This is a genomic window from Nocardioides pyridinolyticus (assembly GCF_054653575.1).
On sequence record NZ_BAAIFY010000003.1, the window covers coordinates 97,493 to 116,091 of the forward strand.

At 72.2% G+C, this 18,599-nt stretch carries 20 protein-coding genes and 3 tRNA genes; 14 read left to right on the top strand and 9 right to left on the bottom strand.

Annotation, left to right across the window (positions count from 1 at the left end; all coding sequences use genetic code 11):
* Positions 1-77: 77 nt before the first annotated feature.
* Both ACYQ0U_RS04005 and ACYQ0U_RS04010 read left to right on the top strand, forming a co-directional pair.
* Positions 78-1,427: a hemolysin family protein gene (locus ACYQ0U_RS04005; protein WP_459969674.1), complete on the top strand. Its 1,350-nt coding sequence runs from the start codon at positions 78-80 to the stop codon at positions 1,425-1,427.
* Positions 1,427-2,446, top strand: coding sequence for a CNNM domain-containing protein (locus tag ACYQ0U_RS04010; protein WP_459969675.1), 1,020 nt, complete (start codon positions 1,427-1,429; stop codon positions 2,444-2,446). The genes ACYQ0U_RS04005 and ACYQ0U_RS04010 overlap by 1 nt, the downstream gene beginning before the upstream one ends.
* Before the next feature lie 3 nt (positions 2,447-2,449).
* Here the strand turns inward: ACYQ0U_RS04010 and ACYQ0U_RS04015 are convergent, their stop codons facing one another.
* Positions 2,450-4,021: a bifunctional phosphatase PAP2/diacylglycerol kinase family protein gene (locus ACYQ0U_RS04015; protein WP_459969677.1), complete on the bottom strand. Its 1,572-nt coding sequence runs from the start codon at positions 4,019-4,021 to the stop codon at positions 2,450-2,452.
* Between the two features lie 67 nt (positions 4,022-4,088).
* Here ACYQ0U_RS04015 and serS point away from each other — a divergent pair, with 67 nt between their 5' ends.
* Genes serS through ACYQ0U_RS04040 form a run of 5 tightly spaced genes read left to right on the top strand, consistent with a single transcriptional unit; the run spans position 4,089 to position 8,032 of the window.
* On the top strand, positions 4,089-5,363 hold the full coding sequence (gene serS, locus ACYQ0U_RS04020; protein ID WP_459969679.1) for a serine--tRNA ligase: 1,275 nt from the start codon (positions 4,089-4,091) through the stop codon (positions 5,361-5,363).
* Positions 5,360-6,187: an HAD family hydrolase gene (locus ACYQ0U_RS04025; protein WP_459969681.1), complete on the top strand. Its 828-nt coding sequence runs from the start codon at positions 5,360-5,362 to the stop codon at positions 6,185-6,187. The genes serS and ACYQ0U_RS04025 overlap by 4 nt, the downstream gene beginning before the upstream one ends.
* Positions 6,184-6,666: a GNAT family N-acetyltransferase gene (locus ACYQ0U_RS04030; RefSeq protein ID WP_459969683.1), complete on the top strand. Its 483-nt coding sequence runs from the start codon at positions 6,184-6,186 to the stop codon at positions 6,664-6,666. The genes ACYQ0U_RS04025 and ACYQ0U_RS04030 overlap by 4 nt, the downstream gene beginning before the upstream one ends.
* A complete protein-coding gene (locus ACYQ0U_RS04035) occupies positions 6,663-7,448 on the top strand; it encodes a Cof-type HAD-IIB family hydrolase (protein ID WP_459969685.1) in 786 nt (261 codons plus the stop codon). The genes ACYQ0U_RS04030 and ACYQ0U_RS04035 overlap by 4 nt, the downstream gene beginning before the upstream one ends.
* Positions 7,449-7,462: 14 nt before the next feature.
* The gene (locus ACYQ0U_RS04040) at positions 7,463-8,032 is read left to right on the top strand and encodes a hypothetical protein (RefSeq protein WP_459969688.1); all 570 of its coding nucleotides are present in this window, start codon (positions 7,463-7,465) and stop codon (positions 8,030-8,032) included.
* Positions 8,033-8,070: 38 nt separating this feature from the next.
* On the opposite strand, the gene ACYQ0U_RS04045 is transcribed toward ACYQ0U_RS04040, so the two are convergent.
* The 4 genes from ACYQ0U_RS04045 to mobA form a co-directional block, all read right to left on the bottom strand.
* Positions 8,071-8,616, bottom strand: a complete 546-nt coding sequence (locus ACYQ0U_RS04045) for a bacterial proteasome activator family protein (RefSeq protein ID WP_459969690.1) — start codon at positions 8,614-8,616, stop codon at positions 8,071-8,073.
* Between the two features lie 108 nt (positions 8,617-8,724).
* A complete protein-coding gene (locus ACYQ0U_RS04050; protein WP_459969692.1) occupies positions 8,725-9,702 on the bottom strand; it encodes an NAD(P)H-quinone oxidoreductase in 978 nt (325 codons plus the stop codon).
* A gap of 18 nt (positions 9,703-9,720) precedes the next feature.
* Positions 9,721-10,044 (bottom strand): DUF6457 domain-containing protein, encoded by a 324-nt coding sequence (locus ACYQ0U_RS04055; protein ID WP_459969694.1) that lies wholly within the window; start codon positions 10,042-10,044, stop codon positions 9,721-9,723.
* Between the two features lie 44 nt (positions 10,045-10,088).
* Positions 10,089-10,646, bottom strand: a complete 558-nt coding sequence (mobA, locus tag ACYQ0U_RS04060) for a molybdenum cofactor guanylyltransferase (protein ID WP_459969696.1) — start codon at positions 10,644-10,646, stop codon at positions 10,089-10,091.
* Positions 10,647-10,664: 18 nt separating this feature from the next.
* Here mobA and ACYQ0U_RS04065 point away from each other — a divergent pair, with 18 nt between their 5' ends.
* From ACYQ0U_RS04065 to ACYQ0U_RS04075, 3 genes are all read left to right on the top strand, one after another.
* Positions 10,665-11,429, top strand: coding sequence for a carbon-nitrogen hydrolase family protein (locus ACYQ0U_RS04065; protein ID WP_459969698.1), 765 nt, complete (start codon positions 10,665-10,667; stop codon positions 11,427-11,429).
* An 11-nt stretch (positions 11,430-11,440) separates the two neighbouring features.
* Positions 11,441-12,517, top strand: coding sequence for a hypothetical protein (locus ACYQ0U_RS04070; protein ID WP_459969700.1), 1,077 nt, complete (start codon positions 11,441-11,443; stop codon positions 12,515-12,517).
* A 164-nt stretch (positions 12,518-12,681) separates the two neighbouring features.
* A complete protein-coding gene (locus ACYQ0U_RS04075) occupies positions 12,682-12,912 on the top strand; it encodes a biotin/lipoyl-binding carrier protein (protein ID WP_459969702.1) in 231 nt (76 codons plus the stop codon).
* Here the strand turns inward: ACYQ0U_RS04075 and ACYQ0U_RS04080 are convergent.
* Positions 12,913-12,997 (bottom strand) — tRNA-Ser (locus tag ACYQ0U_RS04080).
* A gap of 48 nt (positions 12,998-13,045) precedes the next feature.
* Entirely contained in the window at positions 13,046-13,429 is a 384-nt protein-coding gene (locus tag ACYQ0U_RS04085; RefSeq protein ID WP_459969704.1) for a hypothetical protein, read from the bottom strand.
* Positions 13,430-13,538: 109 nt separating this feature from the next.
* Between ACYQ0U_RS04085 and ACYQ0U_RS04090 the strand changes: the two genes are divergently transcribed.
* From ACYQ0U_RS04090 to ACYQ0U_RS04100, 3 genes are all read left to right on the top strand, one after another.
* A complete protein-coding gene (locus ACYQ0U_RS04090; protein WP_459969706.1) occupies positions 13,539-14,006 on the top strand; it encodes a hypothetical protein in 468 nt (155 codons plus the stop codon).
* 67 nt (positions 14,007-14,073) lie between these two features.
* A tRNA-Ser gene (locus ACYQ0U_RS04095) sits at positions 14,074-14,167 on the top strand.
* 206 nt (positions 14,168-14,373) lie between these two features.
* Complete coding sequence (locus tag ACYQ0U_RS04100) at positions 14,374-14,505, top strand: hypothetical protein (protein WP_459969708.1); 132 nt, start codon at positions 14,374-14,376, stop codon at positions 14,503-14,505.
* Positions 14,506-14,634: 129 nt separating this feature from the next.
* Here ACYQ0U_RS04100 and ACYQ0U_RS04105 read toward each other — a convergent pair whose 3' ends face one another.
* Positions 14,635-15,651: a LuxR family transcriptional regulator gene (locus ACYQ0U_RS04105; protein ID WP_459969709.1), complete on the bottom strand. Its 1,017-nt coding sequence runs from the start codon at positions 15,649-15,651 to the stop codon at positions 14,635-14,637.
* 125 nt (positions 15,652-15,776) lie between these two features.
* Positions 15,777-17,600: a phosphoenolpyruvate carboxykinase (GTP) gene (locus ACYQ0U_RS04110; protein ID WP_459969711.1), complete on the bottom strand. Its 1,824-nt coding sequence runs from the start codon at positions 17,598-17,600 to the stop codon at positions 15,777-15,779.
* Positions 17,601-17,948: 348 nt separating this feature from the next.
* Between ACYQ0U_RS04110 and ACYQ0U_RS04115 the strand changes: the two genes are divergently transcribed.
* A tRNA-Arg gene (locus ACYQ0U_RS04115) sits at positions 17,949-18,021 on the top strand.
* The last annotated feature ends 578 nt before the right edge of the window (positions 18,022-18,599 follow it).

The following is an 18,599-nucleotide window of genomic DNA, read 5'->3' on the forward strand; positions in this document are numbered from 1 at the left end:
GGCGTTGGGCGTGGCGAGATGCGCAAGAGACCTCGACGGCCGCGGGCCGCCCGACCTACTGACCGAGCGGGTGGCCGATGACCCCGATCCTTTCCCTGCTCCTGGGCCTGCTGGTGGTGCTGGCGATCACGGCCGCCACCGGCTACTTCGTGGCCCAGGAGTTCGCCTACATGGCGGTCGACCGCTCGCGGCTGAAGGCGCGCGCCGCGGCGGGCGACCCGGGCGCGAAGCGGTCCCTCGAGGTGACGCGACGCACGTCGTTCATGCTCTCCGGCGCCCAGCTCGGCATCACGGTCACCGGACTGCTCGTCGGCTACGTCGCGGAGCCGCTGATCGGCTCCGCCCTCGGCGAGGTGCTCGGCGGGGTCGGGGTGCCGACGGCGGTCGGCATCGCGGTCGGCACCGTGCTCGCGCTGGCCTTCTCGACGCTCCTCCAGATGCTCTTCGGCGAGCTGTTCCCCAAGAACCTGGCCATCGCCCGTCCCGAGCCGGTCGCCCGCTGGCTGTCCCGCTCGACGCTGGCCTACCTCCGGGTGACCGGGCCGCTGATCTGGGTGTTCGACCAGTCCTCGAACCTGCTGCTGCGCGCGATGCGCATCGAGCCGGTCCACGACGTCGAGCACTCCGCGACGCCGCGCGACCTCGAGCACATCGTCGCCGGCTCGCGTGAGACCGGTGACCTCCCGCCCGAGCTGTCGGTGCTGCTCGACCGGGTCCTGGACTTCCCCACCCGCGACGTCGAGCACGCCATGGTGCCGCGCACGCGGGTCGACGCCGTCCCGGCCGGCACCGACGTCGCCGACGTGCGCCGGCTCATGTCGACCGGCCACTCCCGCTACCCGGTGCTCGACGACCAGGGCGCCGTGCTCGGTGTCGTGCACCTCGACGACGTGCTGGACGCCCCCGCGGGCACCGACCTGGCCGGGCTGACCCGCGCGCCGCTCGTCGTCCCCACCCGGATGACGCTCCCGGACGCGCTCGAGGAGCTCACCCGCACCCGCAACGAGCTCGCCGCCGTCGTGGACGAGTACGGCGGCTTCGTCGGCGTCCTGACCCTCGAGGACCTCGCCGAGGAGCTCGTGGGCGAGCTCACCGACGAGCACGACGAGGAGGAGCCGGGTCCGGTGATGGACCCCTCCGGTGCGTTGCTCGTCCCCGGTGACCTGCCCCTGGACGAGCTGGAGCGGACCCTCGACGAGGACCTGCCGCCGGGCGACTACCAGACCCTGGCCGGCCTGGTGATCGCCGAGCACGGCCGGCTCCCGGAGGCCGGCACCGTGGTGGAGGTGCGGCTGCCCGACGACCCGGGCGACCTGCTCCACGACGACGAGCCCGCGCCGCGGTGGGCACGGCTGGAGGTCGTCGAGGTCGAGAACCACGTGCCCTCGCAGGTGCGCGTGACCGTGGTCGTGGAGGAGGACAAGTGATGGGGAGCCCGCTCGTGGTGGCCGTCGCCACCGTCGTGATCATCGCCGCCAGCGCGTTCTTCGTCGCGATCGAGTTCGCGCTGCTCGCGGCCCGCAGGCACCGGCTCGAGGACGCCGCGGCCACCAGTCGCGCCGCCCGCGCCGCGCTGCGCAGCTACTCGGAGCTGACCGTCCTGCTCGCCGGCGCCCAGCTCGGCATCACCGTGTCCGTGCTCGCGCTCGGCGCGATCACCAAGCCCGCCGTGCACTACTGGCTGACGCCGCTGTTCGAGGACTGGGGCATCGCCCCCTGGCTCGCCGACGGCGCCGGCTTCGTGCTGGCGCTCGTCGTCGTCACCTTCCTCCACCTCGTCGTGGGCGAGATGGCGCCGAAGTCCTGGGCGATCGCCCACCCCGAGCGCTCGGCGACGCTGCTGGCGATCCCCATGCGCGGTTTCATGTTCGTGACGCGGCCGCTCCTCAGGGCGCTGAACAACGCCGCCAACTGGTGCCTGCGGCGAGTCGGGGTCGAGGCGGTGGACGGGGTCGCCGCGGGCCAGAACTCCGACGACCTGCGCCAGCTCGTCGAGCACTCGGCGAACGTGGGTGCCCTCGACGCGTCGTACTCGCGCCGGCTCTCCGGCGCGCTCGACCTCGAGACGCTGACGGTCGGGGACCTCGTGCGGTCGACGCCGCCGACCTCCGTGCCGGTCGGCGCGAGCGTGGCCGACGTCCAGGAGGCCAGCCGGCGCTCGGGCCACCTCCGCATCCTCGTGGGCAGTCCCTCTCGGGCGGCCGGGGTCGTGCACGTGCGGGACACCCTGGCCGTCGGCACCACCGAGCCGGTCGAGGCCCTCACCCGCCCGGTGCTGCGGCTGCCGGCCGACACCCGGGTCTACAGTGCCCTGGCCCGGATGCGCGAGACCAGCAACCAGCTCGCCGTCGTCACCGACCCGGCCGACGCCGAGGCGGTGGTCGGCCTGGTCACCATCGCCGACCTGCTGCAGCGGCTCTTCCCGCTCCGGGAGCAGTCCGCCTGACGGTCAGCGGGGGACGCGCACCAGCAGGCGGCCGTGGACGCAGGTCATCCGCAGCTCCTTGCCGGGGCCGATCGAGTCGCCGTCGAGTTGGCGCGGGGTCTCGGCGGCCGCGCGCACGACGACGGTGTGGCCGGTCATCCGGTTGACCAGCTCGTCGGTGCGGGGGCGCCGGGCGAGGACGCGGTAGGCGAGCGGCACCCAGGAGAGGAACCTCCGCGGGTGCAGCAGGACGACGTCGATCACGCCGTCGTCGATGGCGGCGTCGGGGAGCAGCGGCATGCCGGCCTGGAGGAAGCCGACGTTGCCGACCACGACCGTGCGCGCGCGGTGCCTGGTGAACTCGCTCCCGTCGACGGACACCTCGACCCGCACGGCGGGGAACATCAGCGACTTCAGCGCGGACAGCACGTAGGCCAGCCAGCCCACCCGCTTCTTGATGTCCTCGTTGACGCCCTCCATGATCGCGGCGTCGAACCCCATGCCGGCCATCACCATGAAGTGGGTGTCCTCGAAGCCGTCGCCCGAGACCTCCACCATGTCGATCGCCCGGTCCTGCCCGGTGAGCGCGACATCGATGGCCGCGCGGATGTAGAGCGGGATGTCGAGGTTGCGGGCCAGCAGGTTGCCGGTGCCGGCGGGGACGATGCCGACCGGGATGCCGGTGCCGGCGAGCTCGGCGCAGACCTCGCGCACGGTGCCGTCGCCGCCGCAGACGATCACCAGGTCGGCGCCGCCCACGGACGCGGCCTCGGCCATGCCCGTGCCGGGGTCCGCGATGGTCGTGTAGTGCCAGGTCGGCCGCGACCAGCCGGCCTCGGCGGCCATCGCGTTGACGATCGACTCGAACTGCCCGACGTCCTCGACCTTGATCGGGTTCAGGATCACCGCGAGCTTGCGCTCGGAGACGAAGACCTCGGGCAGCGGCTCGACGCTCGCGGCGTGGCTGCGCGGCAGCGGGTTGTAGAGGGTGATGCCGAGCAGCACCAGGCCGACGCCGAGCAGCACGCCCCCGACCACGTCGGTCGGGTAGTGCCGGCCGAGCAGCACCCGGTCCAGGCAGACGAGCACGACCACGAGCACCACGCCGGCGTACGCCGCCCGGCGCAGGTTCGCGCGCCGGACCAGCATCGACACGAGGATCACCACGATGCCGCCGAGCGCGGCGGCCGAGGACGCGTGCCCGGACGGGTAGGAGTGCGTGCTGAGCAACGCGTCGGCGTTCTGCCAGGCCGGCCGGTCGCGGTCGATGAGGTTCTTGATGACCGTCGTGGCGATCGACGTCGCGATCATGACGCCCGCGGCGAAGAACGCCGCCCGGCGGTGCTTGCGGAACAGCAGCGCGAACAGCACGACGGTGTAGATCGTCATCCCGATCGTGCCGAAGCCGACCTCCACCACCCGCAGCGAGTCGTGCAGCCAGCCGATGTCGGTGGACCAGGTCTGGGTCCCCTCGCCGCGGTCGTCGACGTCGACGATCCAGGCCCACCTCGCGGCGACGCCGGCGGCGAGCAGCCCGACCAGGACGAAACAGACGACGCCCCACGTGAGGACGATGGCGCGCGGTCGGTCGAGCATGGTGCCCCAGTATGCCGGGAGGCATCTGAGGCACGAGGAACGCGCCGCCCCGGATAGCCTTGCCGACATGATCGACCCGCGCATCCTCCGAGACGACCCCGACCGCGTCCGTGCCGCCCAGGCGAAGCGCGGCCTGTCCGACGAGGTCGTGGACCGGGCGCTCTCCGCGGACGCCGCCCGCCGGGCGGCGATCGCCGAGTTCGAGGCGAAGCGGGCCGAGCAGAAGCAGCTGGGCAAGCAGGTCGCGCAGGCGCAGGGCGAGGAGAAGCAGGAGCTGCTGACCCGGACCAAGGCGCTGGCCGCCGAGGTGAAGGAGCTCGAGGCCGCCCAGGGCGTCGCCGAGGCCGCGTGGAACGACGCGATCATGTCCATCCCGAACCTGGCCGCCGACGAGGCGCCCGCCGGGGGCGAGGACGACTTCGTCGTCCTCGAGACGATCGGGACGCCGCGGGACTTCTCTGCTGAAGGGTTCGAGCCGCGCGACCACGTCGAGCTCGGCCGGATCCTGGGCGCGATCGACCTCGACCGCGGTGCCAAGGTCTCCGGCTCGCGCTTCTACTTCCTCACCGGCGTCGGCGCGGAGCTGGAGTTCGCGCTGGTCAACCTGGCCAACGAGACCGCCCGCGAGCACGGCTTCACCCAGGTGATCGCGCCGTCGATGGTCAAGCCCCGCGCGATGGAGGGCACCGGCTTCCTCGGCCAGGCCGCCGACGACGTCTACCGCATCGAGGGCCAGGACATGTACCTCGTCGGCACCTCCGAGGTGCCGATGGCGGCGTACCACTCCGACGAGATCCTCGACGGGGCCTCGCTGCCGCTGCGGTACGCCGCGTTCAGCCCGTGCTTCCGCAAGGAGGCCGGGTCGCACGGCAAGGACACCAAGGGCATCATCCGCGTGCACTGGTTCGACAAGGTCGAGATGTTCGTCTACACGACGACCGAGGAGTCGTACGCCGAGCACCAGCGCCTCCTGGAGATCGAGAAGTCGTTCCTCGACAAGCTCGAGCTGGCCTACCAGGTCATCGACACCGCGGCGGGCGACCTGGGGGTGTCGGCGCAGCGCAAGTTCGACTGCGAGGCGTGGATCCCGACCCAGGGCAAGTACCGCGAGCTGACCTCGACGTCGAACTGCACCGAGTTCCAGACCCGGCGCCTCGACATCCGCGGGCGGTTCGCGGACGGGACGAAGCCGATCGCGACCCTCAACGGCACGCTGTGCGCGATCCCGCGGGCGATCGTGGCGATCCTCGAGACCCACCAGCAGGCCGACGGCTCCGTCCGGGTGCCGAAGGCGCTCCAGAAGTGGCTGGGCCGCGAGGTGCTGGAGCCGGTCGCCCCGTGACCGACTGGCAGCCGAAGCTCGTCGCGCTCGACATCGACGGCACCATCCTGAAGTGGGTCGAGGGTGCCGGCATGACCCATGAGGAGATCGCGCCCGCGGTCAAGGCGGCGATCCATCGGGCGCTCGACGCGGGTGCGCACGTGGTGCTCGCGAGCGGCCGCTCGCCCCACGGCATGACCCGGGTCGCCGACATGCTCGAGCTGCACGCCGAGGGCGGCGACCGGCTCTGGATCGTCGCGTCCAACGGCGCGGTCGTGTTCCGCTACCCACCCGTCGAGGTGGTGCACGAGGAGACCTTCGACGCCCGCCCGGCGGTCGAGGCGATCCTCGAGCGCCAGCCGAGCGCGATCGTCGCCGTCGAGGACCGCGGCGTCGGCTACAAGGTGAGCCGCGCGTTCCCGGAGGGCGAGCTCTCCGGCGACATGGTCGTCACCGCGGTCGACGAACTGCTGGCCGCCGAGGTCAGCCGCGTGATCATCCGCGACCCCGACGCGACCGCCGACGAGTTCGTGCAGCTGGCCGAGGACCTCGGCCTGCACGGCACCAACTACGTCGTCGGCTGGACCGCGTGGCTCGACCTCGCCCCGGTCGGGGTCTCCAAGGCGTCCGGCCTGGAGTACGTCGCCCAGCAGCTCGGTCTCACGGCCGCCGACGCCCTCGCGGTCGGTGACGGCCGCAACGACCTCGAGATGTTCGAGTGGGCCGGCCGGTCGGTCGCGATGGGCCAGGCGATCCAGGACGTGCTGGATGCCGCGGACGCCGTGACCGGGAGCGTCTACGAGGACGGCCTGGCGACCGAGCTGAGTCAGTGGTTCCCGGAGTGAACCTCCCGGAGGTGGTCGTCACCGAGCGGCTCCGGCTGCCGCTGTGGACCGCCGAGGACGTCGCCGCGATCCGCTCCGGCGGGCGCCGCGACGGCTGGCACCGCGACTACCCCCGCCGGGACGACGCGGACGCCGCGACGCTGTGGCGGGCGGGTGACACCTGGGCGCCGCGGCACGTCGTCCGCGGCGTGACCGCGCTCGGCTCGATCGGCTTCTTCGGCCCGCCGCAGCAGGCCGCCGACGGCGTGCCCGAGGTCGAGGTCGGCTACGGCCTGGTCGAGGAGGCGCACGGCTTCGGCTTCGCCACGGAGGCGCTCCAGGCGCTCCTCGCGGGCACCGACGCGCTCGGTGTGCGGGTGCGCGCCAGCGTGGAGCCGACCAACAGGGCCGGCGTACGCGTGCTCGCCCGTTGCGGCTTCACCCAGCTGCGCGGCGCGGGAGAGGACGGCGAGCTGGTCATGGTCAGGCCGCTGCCGTGAGGCTGGTCGCCACCGACCTCGACGGCACGCTGGTCCGCAGCGACGGCAGCGTCTCGGCGTACAGCGCCGACGTGCTGGCGCAGGTCGAGGCCCGGGGCATCCCGGTGGTGTTCGTGACCGGGCGGCCGCTGCGCTGGGCCGAGGAGGTCTTCGAGCGCGTCGGCGAGCACGGCCTCGCGGTGGTCAGCAACGGCGCGCTCGTGTGGGACGTGGCGCGGCACCGGCCGCACCTGGAGCGCCCGATCGACCCGGAGCTCGGCCTCGCGATGTGCGCGCTGCTGCGCGAGGCGATCCCCGGCTCGGCCTTCGCCGTCGAGACCCTCGAGGGCATCGGGCTGGAGCCGGCGTTCCTCGAGCGGCACCCCGTGCCCGACGGCGCCCGCCGCGGCCCGGTCGAGGAGCTCTTCGACGAGCCGGCGCTCAAGCTGCTCGCGCGGCACGAGGAGCTCAGCGCGCAGGAGTTCTGGGACGCCGCCGAGGCGGTCGTCGAGGGCCGGCTGGTCATCACGTGGTCCTCGGCCAGCGCGCTGCTCGAGATCAGTGCGGGCGGGGTCACCAAGGCCTCGACCCTCGCGCTGCTCTGCGCCGACCTCGGGATCGACGCCGCCGAGGTGGTCGCCTTCGGCGACATGCCGAACGACCTGCCGATGCTCGCGTGGGCGGGCACGGCGTACGCCATGGCCAACGCCCACCCGACCGTCCGCGAGGCGGCCACCCACACCGCGCCGTCCAACGACGAGGACGGCGTCGCGACGGTGCTGGCCGGCCTGCTCGGCCTCTGAGGCACACTGAACGGGTGCTGACCCGACGACTGCTCGCCCTCGTGCTGACCTCCGGCGCCCTCGTGGCGACGTCGGCCGCCCCGGCGACGGCCGCCTGCGAGCACCCGAACGCGACGCTCGAACAGCAGACGGTGCGCGCCGACGCCGTGTTCACGGGCACGGTCGCCGACCGGAGCGCCACCGGCGCCGAGGTCACGTACGCGGTCGACGTCGACCTGGTGCACAAGGGCGACATCGGCGAGCAGACGACCGTCGAGACGCCGAGCGGCCCGAGGGCCTGCGGCGTCCCGGACCTGAAGGCCGGCGAGGAGTACGTCTGGTACGTCGCCCGGGACGGCGACATGCTGACCGCCACGAAGGACGGCGGTACGACGCGCGCCACCCGCGCCCACGTCCAGCAGGTCGAGGACCTGCTCGGCCAGGGCACCTCTCCCACCCCGCCCACGCCGGCCGAGGCGACGTTCACCCTCGTGGCCGGCGACCGGGCCGAGCTGAGCCGCCTCGCGGCGCCCGGCCTCGCCCTGGTGATCGTCGGCCTGCTCGGCCTGCTGCTCGCGGCGGCGCTGGGTCGCCGACGGGCGTAGGTGGCGATCCCCGGTCAACCGGGGAAGAGGCCGAGAGCCTAGAGGTACATGCCCCCGGACTCGCCGGGCGCCTGGGGCTGCTGCTCGCCCGGGCCGGGACCGCCCGGCCCGCCCTGGCCGCCCGGCATCGCCATGCCCTGGGGCAGCGCCTTGCGGATCTGCTCGAACTGCGCGCGGGCGGCCATCTGCTGGGCGTAGATCGCGGTCTGGATGCCGTGGAACAGGCCCTCGAGCCAGCCGACCAGCTGGGCCTGGGCGATCCGCAGCTCGGCGTCCGAGGGCGTGGAGTCCTCGGTGAACGGGAGCGACAGGCGCTCGAGCTCCTCGACCAGCTCCGGCGCGAGGCCGTCCTCGAGCTCCTTGATCGACGCGCGGTGGATGTCCTTGAGGCGGTTGCGGCTGGCCTCGTCCAGCGGCGCCGACTTCACCTCCTCGAGGAGCTGCCGGATCATGCTGCCGATCCGCATCACCTTGTCCGGCTGCTCGACCAGTTCGGTGACCGACCGGCTCTCGCCGTCCTCCTCCACGGTGACCGGCTGCCCGTTCGGACCGATGACGACGACCTGCTGCTCCTCCTCGCTCATGTGCGTACTCGCTTCGCTTCGTGCGCGCATGAGGCACAGGGCGCGCTGAATTGGATGATTCGCTCGCTGCGCTCGCTCATGGGCCCACGGTATCCATCGGCCGGTCGCTCAAAGCGTCAGGAGGATCTTGCCGCTGTGCTCCCCGGACTCCATGAGCGCGTGCGCGGCCGCGGCGTCCTCCAGCGGCATCGCGCCGTTGACGACCGGCTGCACCAGGCCCTCGGCCACCAGCGGCCACACGTGCTCGACGACCGAGGCGCAGATCGCGGACTTCTCCTCGACCGGACGGGAGCGGAGCGCGGTCGCGATCACGGCGCCGCGCTTGCGCAGCAGCTTGTTGATGTCGAGCTCGGCCTTCGTGCCGCCCTGCATCCCGATGATGACCAGGCGGCCCTCGGTGGCGAGCGCGTCGATGTTCCGGGCGAGGTACTTCGCGCCCATGTTGTCGAGGATGACGTCGGCGCCGCGGCCCTCGGTCGCGCGCCGGGTCTCCTCGACGAAGTCCTGCTCGCGGTAGTCCACCGCGACGTCCGCGCCGAGCGCGAGGCAGGCCGCGCGCTTCTCCTCGGTGCCCGCCGTCGTCACGACGGTCGACCCGAGCTGGTGGGCGAGCTGGACGGCGAACGACCCGATGCCGCCCGCGCCGCCGTGCACCAGCAGCGTCTCGTGGGGCTGGAGGCCGGCGATCATGAACACGTTCGACCAGACCGTGCAGGCGACCTCCGGCAGCGCGGCCGCGGTGACGAGGTCGACGCCGGCCGGGACCGGCATCAGCTGGCCGGCCGGTACGGCGACCTTCTCGGCGTACCCGCCCGCGGCGAGCAGCGCGCACGCCTCGTCGCCCACGGACCAGCCGGTCACGCCCTCGCCGACGGCGGCGACCGTGCCGCTGCACTCCATCCCGAGGATGTCGGAGGCGCCGGGCGGCGGCGGGTAGAACCCCTGCCGTTGCAGCAGGTCGGCGCGGTTGAGCGCCGCCGCGGCGACGTCGAGCACCACCTCGCCCGGGCCCGCCTCGGGGTCCGGGAGCTCGGCGACGGACAGGACCTCGGGGCCGCCGGCCCCGTCGGCGATCACAGCACGCATGGGACCGACTCTAGGGAGTCACTCCTCGTACGCGTCGCCGGTGTGGTCGACCGAGCTGTCGTCGGGCACCTCGTCGTCGACGTCGTCGGGGTCGGGCGCGTCCGCCGGCCGGTCCCAGCCGTCCGCGAGCCGCTGCGCCTTCGCCGCCAGGGCCTCGAGCTCCTCGGGGTCGGCGTCCTGCGAGGCGGCGGCGTACCCGAGCAGGAAGGTCGTGATCGGCGCGGCCGGGCGGGCGACGTTGTGAGCGGCCACCCGGGCGAGGTCCAGCAGCAGGCCCTCGTCGACCTCGGTGTCCACGTCGAGGACGTCGGAGAGCTCGTCGATCCAGTCGTGGAGGTTCACGAGAGCAAGATTTCCGAACAACTGCGGGAGTTCGCAACCCCTGGTCAGTCTTCGGTGAGATCGCGCAGGTCGGCCCACGTGTCGACGTCGCGACCCTCCTCGCCTGCCGGGGTGAGCGTCACGAGGTCGAGGTCGGCCAGCAGCCGGTGCATCGGCATGCCGTGCTGCACCTCGTGGTCGGGGCGTACGGCGTCGAGCCGGGTCGCGTCCAGGACGCCGGCCAGCTGGCGGCGCCCCGCGGAGTCGGCGAGGAAGGCGCCGTCGTGCCCCTCGGCGGCCGCGTGCAGCCGGCGGAAGGTCCAGGCCGTCACCCGGGGCATGTCGACCGCGAGCACGCCGACCGTCCGGGGCGCGCGCACCAGGGCGTCGTACCCGGTCAGCAGCGCGGCGACGGGGCCGCCGAAGCGCGGGCTCTCCCGGCAGAACGTGACCGGCCGGGTGGTCGGCACCGGGTCGCCCACGACCACCACCTCGTCCGCGTCGAGCAGCGCGTTGATCGCGTGCTCGAGCAGCGACCGGCCGCCGTGCTCGACCGAGGCCTTGTCCGCGCCGTCCATGCGCACCGCGCGGCCTCCAGCGAGCACGATCGCAGCGAAGGACATGTGTGGCAGTCTCGCAGGGTGTCCCGCTTGCGCGTCGCCCTCGTCCAGCACGCGTCCGGCCTCGAGCCGGACGCCAACCGCGCCCTGCTCGGGGAGCTGACGCCGCCCGGCGCCGACCTGGTGGTGTTCCCGGAGGCGTTCGCCCGCGACTTCGGCGAGGCCGGCTCCGACGTGAGTCCGTACGCCGAGCAGCTCGACGGGCCGTTCGCCACCGAGGTCGGCCGGGTGGCCGGGGGGCGGAGCACGACCGTGGTCGCCGGGATGTTCGAGCGCGGCGACGACCCCGACCGGCCGTTCAACACGCTGGTCGTGCGCGGCGGCGCGGAGGCGTCGTACCGCAAGATCCACCTCTACGACTCCTTCGGCTACCGCGAGTCCGACCGGCTCTCGGCCGGGGCGCTGGAGCCGGTGCTGGTCGACGTCGCCGGCTTCCGGGTCGGGTTGATGACCTGCTACGACCTGCGGTTCCCCGAGCTCGCCCGGCGGCTGGTCGACGAGGGCGCGGAGGTGCTCGTGGTGCCGGCCGCGTGGGTCGCCGGCCCCCGCAAGGTCGAGCACTGGCGCACGCTGGCCCGGGCCCGGGCCATCGAGAACACGGTGTTCGTCGTCGCGGTCGGGCAGCCCGGCCCGCGCTACAGCGGCCACTCGCTGGTCGTGGATCCGCTCGGGGACGTGCTCGCCGAGGCGGGCGAGGGGCCGGAGGTGCTGGCGGCGGAGCTCGACGCTGAGAGCCTCACCACGGCGCGCAGGACCAACCCCTCGCTGGCGAACCGGCGTCTGTAACCTTTCCCGCCGTGTCCAGGTCCGCTCCGCGTCGTCGTGCCGAGCGACCGCCGTCCCGGCGGGCCCGCGCCGCCGGCAACGCGCGGATCCGCGCCGAGCGGATCGCCGGCTCGCGCGTGCCGATCGTGCTCTGGGGGCTCACCGTGCTCGCCGGCCTCGGCGCGCTGCTGACCGCCTGCGTCGGAGACCTGGGCTCCACCTGGATCTGCGGTGCGGGCGCCGTCGCCATCACCACGGCGTACTCCTGGGCGCTCGCGGCCCGCACCGGCGGCCGACCGATCGTGGTGGGGGCGCTGGCGCTCGTGCTGGGCGTCGCGGTCGTGGTGGTCGACGACGACCGGCTGCGCACCGGGGCCGCGGTCCTGACCTGCGTGGTCGCCGCCGTCCTCGCGGTGATGGTCACCGTGCCGGCGGTGAAGTTCGTGCATGCCGTCCGGGAGGTCGTCCTCGCGATCGTGGTCGCGGCGATCGGCGCGCTCGCCGTGGTCGGCTTCGAGCCGGTCGTGGAGGTCGCCCGCTTCGAGTACGTCACGCTCGGGCTCGCGCTGCTCGGCGCCGTCGCGGTGGTCTACCGCCTCGGGGCCGGCCTGCACGGGCTCGGCCGGCGCGGCGTGGTCGCCGTGCTCGCCGGGAGCCTCGTGTTGGCCGTCACGCTCGCGTACGCCGAGCTGCTGCGTCGCTACGGCACGCCCGGTCTCCTCTCGACGCTGCTGGACGCCGTGGCGTGGAGTCGCGCCAACCTCGGGGCCTTCCCGCGGCCGCTGGAGACCGTGCTCGGCGTCCCGGCGCTGGCCTGGGGCACCCACATGCGTGCCCGTCGCCGCCAGGGCTGGTGGGTCTGCGCGTTCGGCGTCGCCGCCACCGCGCCCGTCGCCAGCTCGCTGGTGAACCCCTCCGTCGCCCTCTCCGAGGTCGGCCTGTCGGTCGGCTACGGCGTCGTCGTCGGCCTGGTCATCGGCTTCGTGGTGATCCGCCTGGACCTCGCCCTCACCGGCTCCGCCGCCGGCAGCCGGGGCCGCCGCGGGCGCCGTGCCGAGGAGGCCGCCGCCCTGCGCCCGGAGCCCGCCCGCACCCGCCCCCTGCTCTGACCCCCGTCGAGTTGGCCCGGAGTCGCACCCGAGTCGGGCTTCGTTCCCGCGCGCTGGTGACTTTCCCCGAACTCGTCGGTGACGCAGGGCCGACTCAACGGTGATTCGGGGCCCACTGGACGAGCCGATGCGGGGTACCAATCGGTAACGGCTAGGTTCGCGACATGGCTCGTGAGCAGGTGACCGAGATCGTCGCGGAGATGGTGGCGAACGTGATGAGCGTGGCCGTCGGGCCCGGCGACGCGGTCGCGCCCGGCGACACCGTCGTGCTCCTGGAGTCGATGAAGATGGAGATCCCGGTCCTCGTCGAGACGTCCGGCACCGTCCGCGCCGTCAAGGTCGCGCCCGGCGACGTCGTCCAGGAGGGCGACGTGCTGGTGGAGATCCTGCTGTAGCAGAGGGGGCGGGATTCGAACCCGCGGTGGGTCTCCCCACGACCGCTTTCAAGGCGGTTCCGATCGGCCACTCCGGCACCCCTCCGTGTGCCTCCGCCGACGGCAGGGGCACCCGAGGAGTGTAGAGGGACCCCTACTCGGAGCCGCCGAGCTCCAGCTCCACCTCGTCGTAGGCGAGGTCGTGGATCCGCTGCAGATGGTGCGACACGTCGGTGAGCAGCCGGAGCAGGTCGGCGCGGACCCCCTCGACGTCGGGGCTCTCCAGGACGCGCGGGCCCAGCGAGCCGAGCCGGTTGAGCAGCAGGGAGCGCTCGCGCAGCAGCCCGCCCTCGCGGGCGGTGACCCACCCCTCGTCGCCGTAGGCCGCCTCGGCGACCAGGGCGTCGCGGACGGCGGCCATCCGCTGCCGGACACCCCAGCGCCAGCTCCCCAGGGGGGCTCCGGGCCGTCGGGGGGCCTCGAGGGCCTGCGCAAGGCCCTGCATTGCGGTCGCCAACCCATGGGTCGTGACGGTCATGAGACCTCCCGGCGGGCCCGGAGTGGTGGGGGACTACGAGTGTCACCCCACGGACCACCGCCCACAACCCGGTGACAGGTCCCAATTCGGTGTCTTGTTCAATCAGTACGTGCAGACGTCCGACTATCGGCTCGCCCCGGCCCTCGGCGCCCGTTTCCTCGGTGCCCTGCTGGTGCTGCTGGCCCTCGTGCTCGCCGTCCTCACCCTGCTCGTGGTGGTGCTGGACTGGCCGGTCGGCGTCCTCGTGGGCGCCGCGGCGGCCGGCGTGCTCGGTGTCGCCGTGGCCGGCTGGCTCGTGCTCCGCGCGCTGCCGGTCGTCCGCTTCAGCGCGGAGGGCTACCGCGTCCGGATGATCCGCGCCGCGGGCACGAACGCCGCCGCCTGGCGCGAGGTCACCGAGGCGGTCACCGCCTCCGTGCGGAGTACGCCGGTGGTCGTGATCAAGCTCCGTGACGGACGTACCACCACCATCCCGGTGCAGGCGCTCGCCGCGGACCGGGAGGAGTTCGTCCGCGAGCTCCAGCGCTACCTCCAGGGCGGCTCCGGGTTGCGACCGCTGGGCTCGGACGGCCCCTGACCCGCCCGCGGCCCGGCCCTGATTGGTCGTCCCCGGCCGCCTCCTTGTAGCCTGTGCTCGCTGTCGGGGAGGCGTCGCCTAGTCCGGTCTATGGCGCCCGCCTGCTAAGCGGGTTTGGGGCTACAACCCCATCGAGGGTTCAAATCCCTCCGCCTCCGCCAGCCCACGGCCCCCTCCGCACCGCGGAGGGGGCCGTGTCATACCTCCGGTACGACGCCCCGTCGTGCAGAAACCTGCAGCGGTTGCAGAAATGTGCAATGCACAAATCTGAGTCATCCGTCCGTTCGCCGTTCGCCCGGCGGCTCGCCCACACTGGTGGAGCCGGGTCAACCGTGGGACCCGCAGTCGAGAAGGTGGAGAGGGAAACATGAACATTGCGCGCAAGGTCGCCATCGCGATCGTCACTGCGACGCTTAGCGTCGGCCTGCTGGGTATCTCGGCCCCGGCGAACGCCGACAGCAGCTGGTCGGGCCGCTGCGCGGCCAAGGCCTGTCGCTGATACAACACAGCTCGGTCGAGTCGGGGACCCAACTCACCCCCCACTTGTTCGGTCCCAGTGCCACCCCCGGCCCGGCTCGACCACCACGATGAAGGGCAGTGACCTCAGGTCGCTGCCCTTCATCGCATTTCACCCCTCGGTCTCGTCGTCGGGATCGTCGTCGTGGCCGGTGATGCCGCGCCGGCCGATCGTGTAGCCGAGCTGGAACCGGGTCTCGGCCTCGAACTCGTCCTTGAGGTCGGAGATGTAGCCGGCGTACGTCCGCGGGCTCACGCCGAGCCGCTTGGCCGAGACGGGGTCGGAGTGGCCCTCGATCAGCATCCGGAGCGTCATCGAGCGCTGCTCGGAGGCGATGTCCTTCATCACCGAGGCTTCCTTGCTGGTGAACGGACGTCCCCGCTCCCACGACCGCTCGAACACGTCGACCAGGTAGGCGACGACCGACGGCTCCTGCACCACGAGCGCGACCCGGTGGGTCTCCTTGCTCGGGATGATCGCGACCCGCCTGTCCACGACGATCATCCGGTTGAAGAACTCATCCAGGGTCCGCACCTCGCTGCCGAGCTCGGTGACCGTGGCGACGTACTTGCGGGTGACGGTGTTGCGCCGGGCGCTGTGCTGGTAGAGCGTGCGGATCCTGGCGCCGCGCTCGAGGAGGGCGGTGTCGCGCAGCACCGCGGTCGGCATGTCCTTCATGTCCCGGATGGCCTGGGGCTGAGCGGTGAGCATCTCCTCCTCGCAGTCCGCGACGAGGCCGGCGATGAACGGATCGATCTCCTCCAGTGGCAGGTACGTGAACGGGCCCGTCGCCGTCGCCTGGGGCGCGCGGCGCCACGCGTGCGTCAGGGCGCCGAACGCCGTCGCCCAGTGAGAGGACTCGCTCAGCAGTCGCGCGCCCTCGGCGCCGAGCGGGCTCACGACCCGGGACTGCGCCGTCGCGGGGTCCTGGGCCTCCCAGTGACCGCCGTCGGACGTCAGTCGGGCCAGACCCATGCCACGCAGGAGCTCGAGTGCCTCGACGAGCTCGCCGCCGGGCACCAGCCGCCTGTCCGTGGCGCTCAGGCCGCCCGCGGTGACGAGCTCCTCGTAGAGCGCTGTCCCCGCGCCCTCGAACAGGGCGCGCTGCTCGGGCCCGAAGGTCTCCACGCTCCCCACCCACCCCTCTCGCCCACCCCCGTGTGACCAGTGAGCATGATGATTCCACAAGCGACCAACAGCGAGGGCCCCGTCCGGCGTCGGACGGGGCCCTCGTGGCAGTGGAGGTGCGGCGGTCAGCCGCCCAGCCGGGCGCGGAGCCCGTCGAGCTCGGTCCACAGCACGGCCGGCAGGTCGTCGCCGAACTTCTCGAACCACTCCTGGATCTGCGGGATCTCGGCCTGCCACTCCTCGACGTCGACGTGCAGCGCAGCCGCCAGGTCCGCCTCGCTCATGTCGAGGCCCTCAGTGTCGAGCGAGCCCGGCGCCGGCACGTGGCCGATCGGGGTCTCGACCGCGGCGGCCTGGCCGTCGATGCGCTCGACGACCCACTTGAGCACGCGGCTGTTCTCGCCGAAGCCCGGCCACAGGAAGCCGCCCTCGTCGTCGCGGCGGAACCAGTTGACGTAGAAGATCTTCGGCAGCTTGGCGGCGTCGTTGTCCTTGCCGATGTTGATCCAGTGGCCGAAGTAGTCGCCGGCGTTGTAGCCGATGAACGGCAGCATCGCCATCGGGTCGCGGCGCACCACGCCCACGGCGCCGACCGCGGCGGCGGTGGTCTCCGAGGAGAGGGTCGCGCCGAGGAAGGTGCCGTGCGTCCAGTCGCGGGCCTCGAAGACCAGCGGCACGGTGGTCTTGCGGCGGCCGCCGAAGAGGATCGCGTCGATCGGGACACCGCGCGGGTCGTCGTACTCCGGCGCGAGGATGTCGCACTGCTTGATCGGGGTGCAGTAGCGGGAGTTCGGGTGGCTGGAGAGCTCCTCGGACTGCGGGCCCCACGGCTCGCCCTTCCAGGAGGTCGCGCTGGCGGGCGGGTTCTCCAGGCCCTCCCACCAGATGTCGCCGTCCTCGGTGAGCGCGACGTTGGTGAAGACCGAGTTGCCCTTGTTGATGGTCTTCATGGCGTTCGGGTTGGTGTGCTCGTTGGTGCCCGGGGCGACGCCGAAGAAGCCGTACTCCGGGTTGACCGCCCACAGCCGGCCGTCCTCGCCGATGCGCATCCAGGCGATGTCGTCGCCGAGCGTCTCGACCTTCCAGCCGGGGATGGTGGGCTCGAGCATCGCGAGGTTGGTCTTGCCGCACGCGCTCGGGAACGCCGCGGCGATGTACTTCACGGTGCCCTCGGGCGAGGTGAGCTTGAGGATCAGCATGTGCTCGGCCAGCCAGCCCTCGTCGCGCGCCATCACCGAGGCGATGCGCAGGGCGTAGCACTTCTTGCCGAGCAGCGCGTTGCCGCCGTACCCGGAGCCGTAGGACCAGATCGCGCGCTCCTCGGGGAACTGCACGATGTACTTGGTGTCGTTGCACGGCCACGCGACGTCGGCCTGTCCCGGCTCGAGCGGGTGGCCCACGGAGTGGATGCAGGGGACGAAGTCGGCGTCCAGCTCGGTCATCCGGTCGAGGACCGCGGTGCCCATGCGCGCCATCACGCGCATCGAGGCGGTGACGTACGCCGAGTCGGTGACCTCGATGCCGAACATCGGCTTCTCGGCGTCGAGGTGACCCATGACGAACGGGATGACGTACATGGTGCGCCCGCGCATCGAGCCTTCGTAGAGGCCCCGCATGAGCGTCTTCATCTTCTCGGGGTCCATCCAGTTGTTGGTCGGACCCGCGTCGCGCTCGTTCACCGAGCAGATGTAGGTGCGGTCCTCCACCCGCGCGACGTCGATCGGGTCGCTCGCGGCGTAGAAGGAGTTGGGCTTGATCGCCGGGTTGAGCCGGGTGAACGTGCCGGTCGACACCAGGGCGTCGGTGAGCTCGGTCCACTCCTCGTCCGAACCGGTGCACCAGTGGATCCGGTCGGGCTGGGTCATCGCTGCGACCTCGTGGACGAAGTCGAGGATGCCCTGGTGGGTCGTCGGGGCGGTGGTAGGGGCCGTCGTGGTTTCGGCAGTCATGGACTGGTTCCCTCTCGCGGGTGCCGCAGTGCTCGCTCGGCGTCGTTGTCGGCGACTCTTCTGTGCCCACGAGGGAGCCGGTGCCGGACTGCTCCGACCCCGTGGGTGGTGTGACAGTAACCGGGATTCTGACGTGTACACATTGGAACGATCAACGGTAGGTGTGCGGCGTCACATCCCTTGTTTTGAGCGGGATTCGCGCGCCCCGCGGAGTCCGCAGTTGGGTCTTTCGGAGACCTAACTCCGGGTGGTCGCCGAGGACACCCGGACCGGCCGGTGGCCCTGATTTCGGCATCGCCGAGAGGGTCGGCTATCCTCGTCCAGTCGCTCACCCCGGTGGGTCGATGGGCGCCCGTAGCTCAACGGATAGAGCATCTGACTACGGATCAGAAGGTTTGGGGTTCGAATCCCTACGGGCGCGCAAGGTGACGGGCCCGTGACCTGCAGAGATGCAGACCGCGGGCCCGTGCTCGTCTGTGGTGGGCGTGAGTGCCGACGCACTGCTCACCGGACCGCTTCATGATCGCTGCAGAGGGCGTCTCCGAGCCCGTCTGCGCGTTCGCCGAGCACATGCGCGTCGACCCTCAGGGTTGCCGTGGCGTCCGAGTGCCCGAGGCGGTCTGCGACTGCATGCGGTGGCGGGCAGTTGCGACAGGTCCGGGTGACGGCACGTTCGTCGGCGCAGGCGCGCACGATCTCGAAGGAGCGGCTTCTCGCGCGGCCCCGGTGGAGTGATCCCTTCGGGGCACAGGGCGGCCTGTTCGCTTCCCGGATCCGGCCATCGCGCACGGGGCTCGACCTGCTGTTCGGACTCGCGCTGCGGCACCATGCGGTCCGACGCAACCGGTCGAGGAGGACCTCGTCTGCGCGACCAGGAAGCCTGAAGTTGGCTTCCCGGGCCGACGGAGTCGGTCATCGAGGTGTCTGCTGTTTCCCGCATGTTTCGACGGGGAGAGTTCTGAGTTAAACGTGCCGAAACCCTTGCATATCGCGGCATTC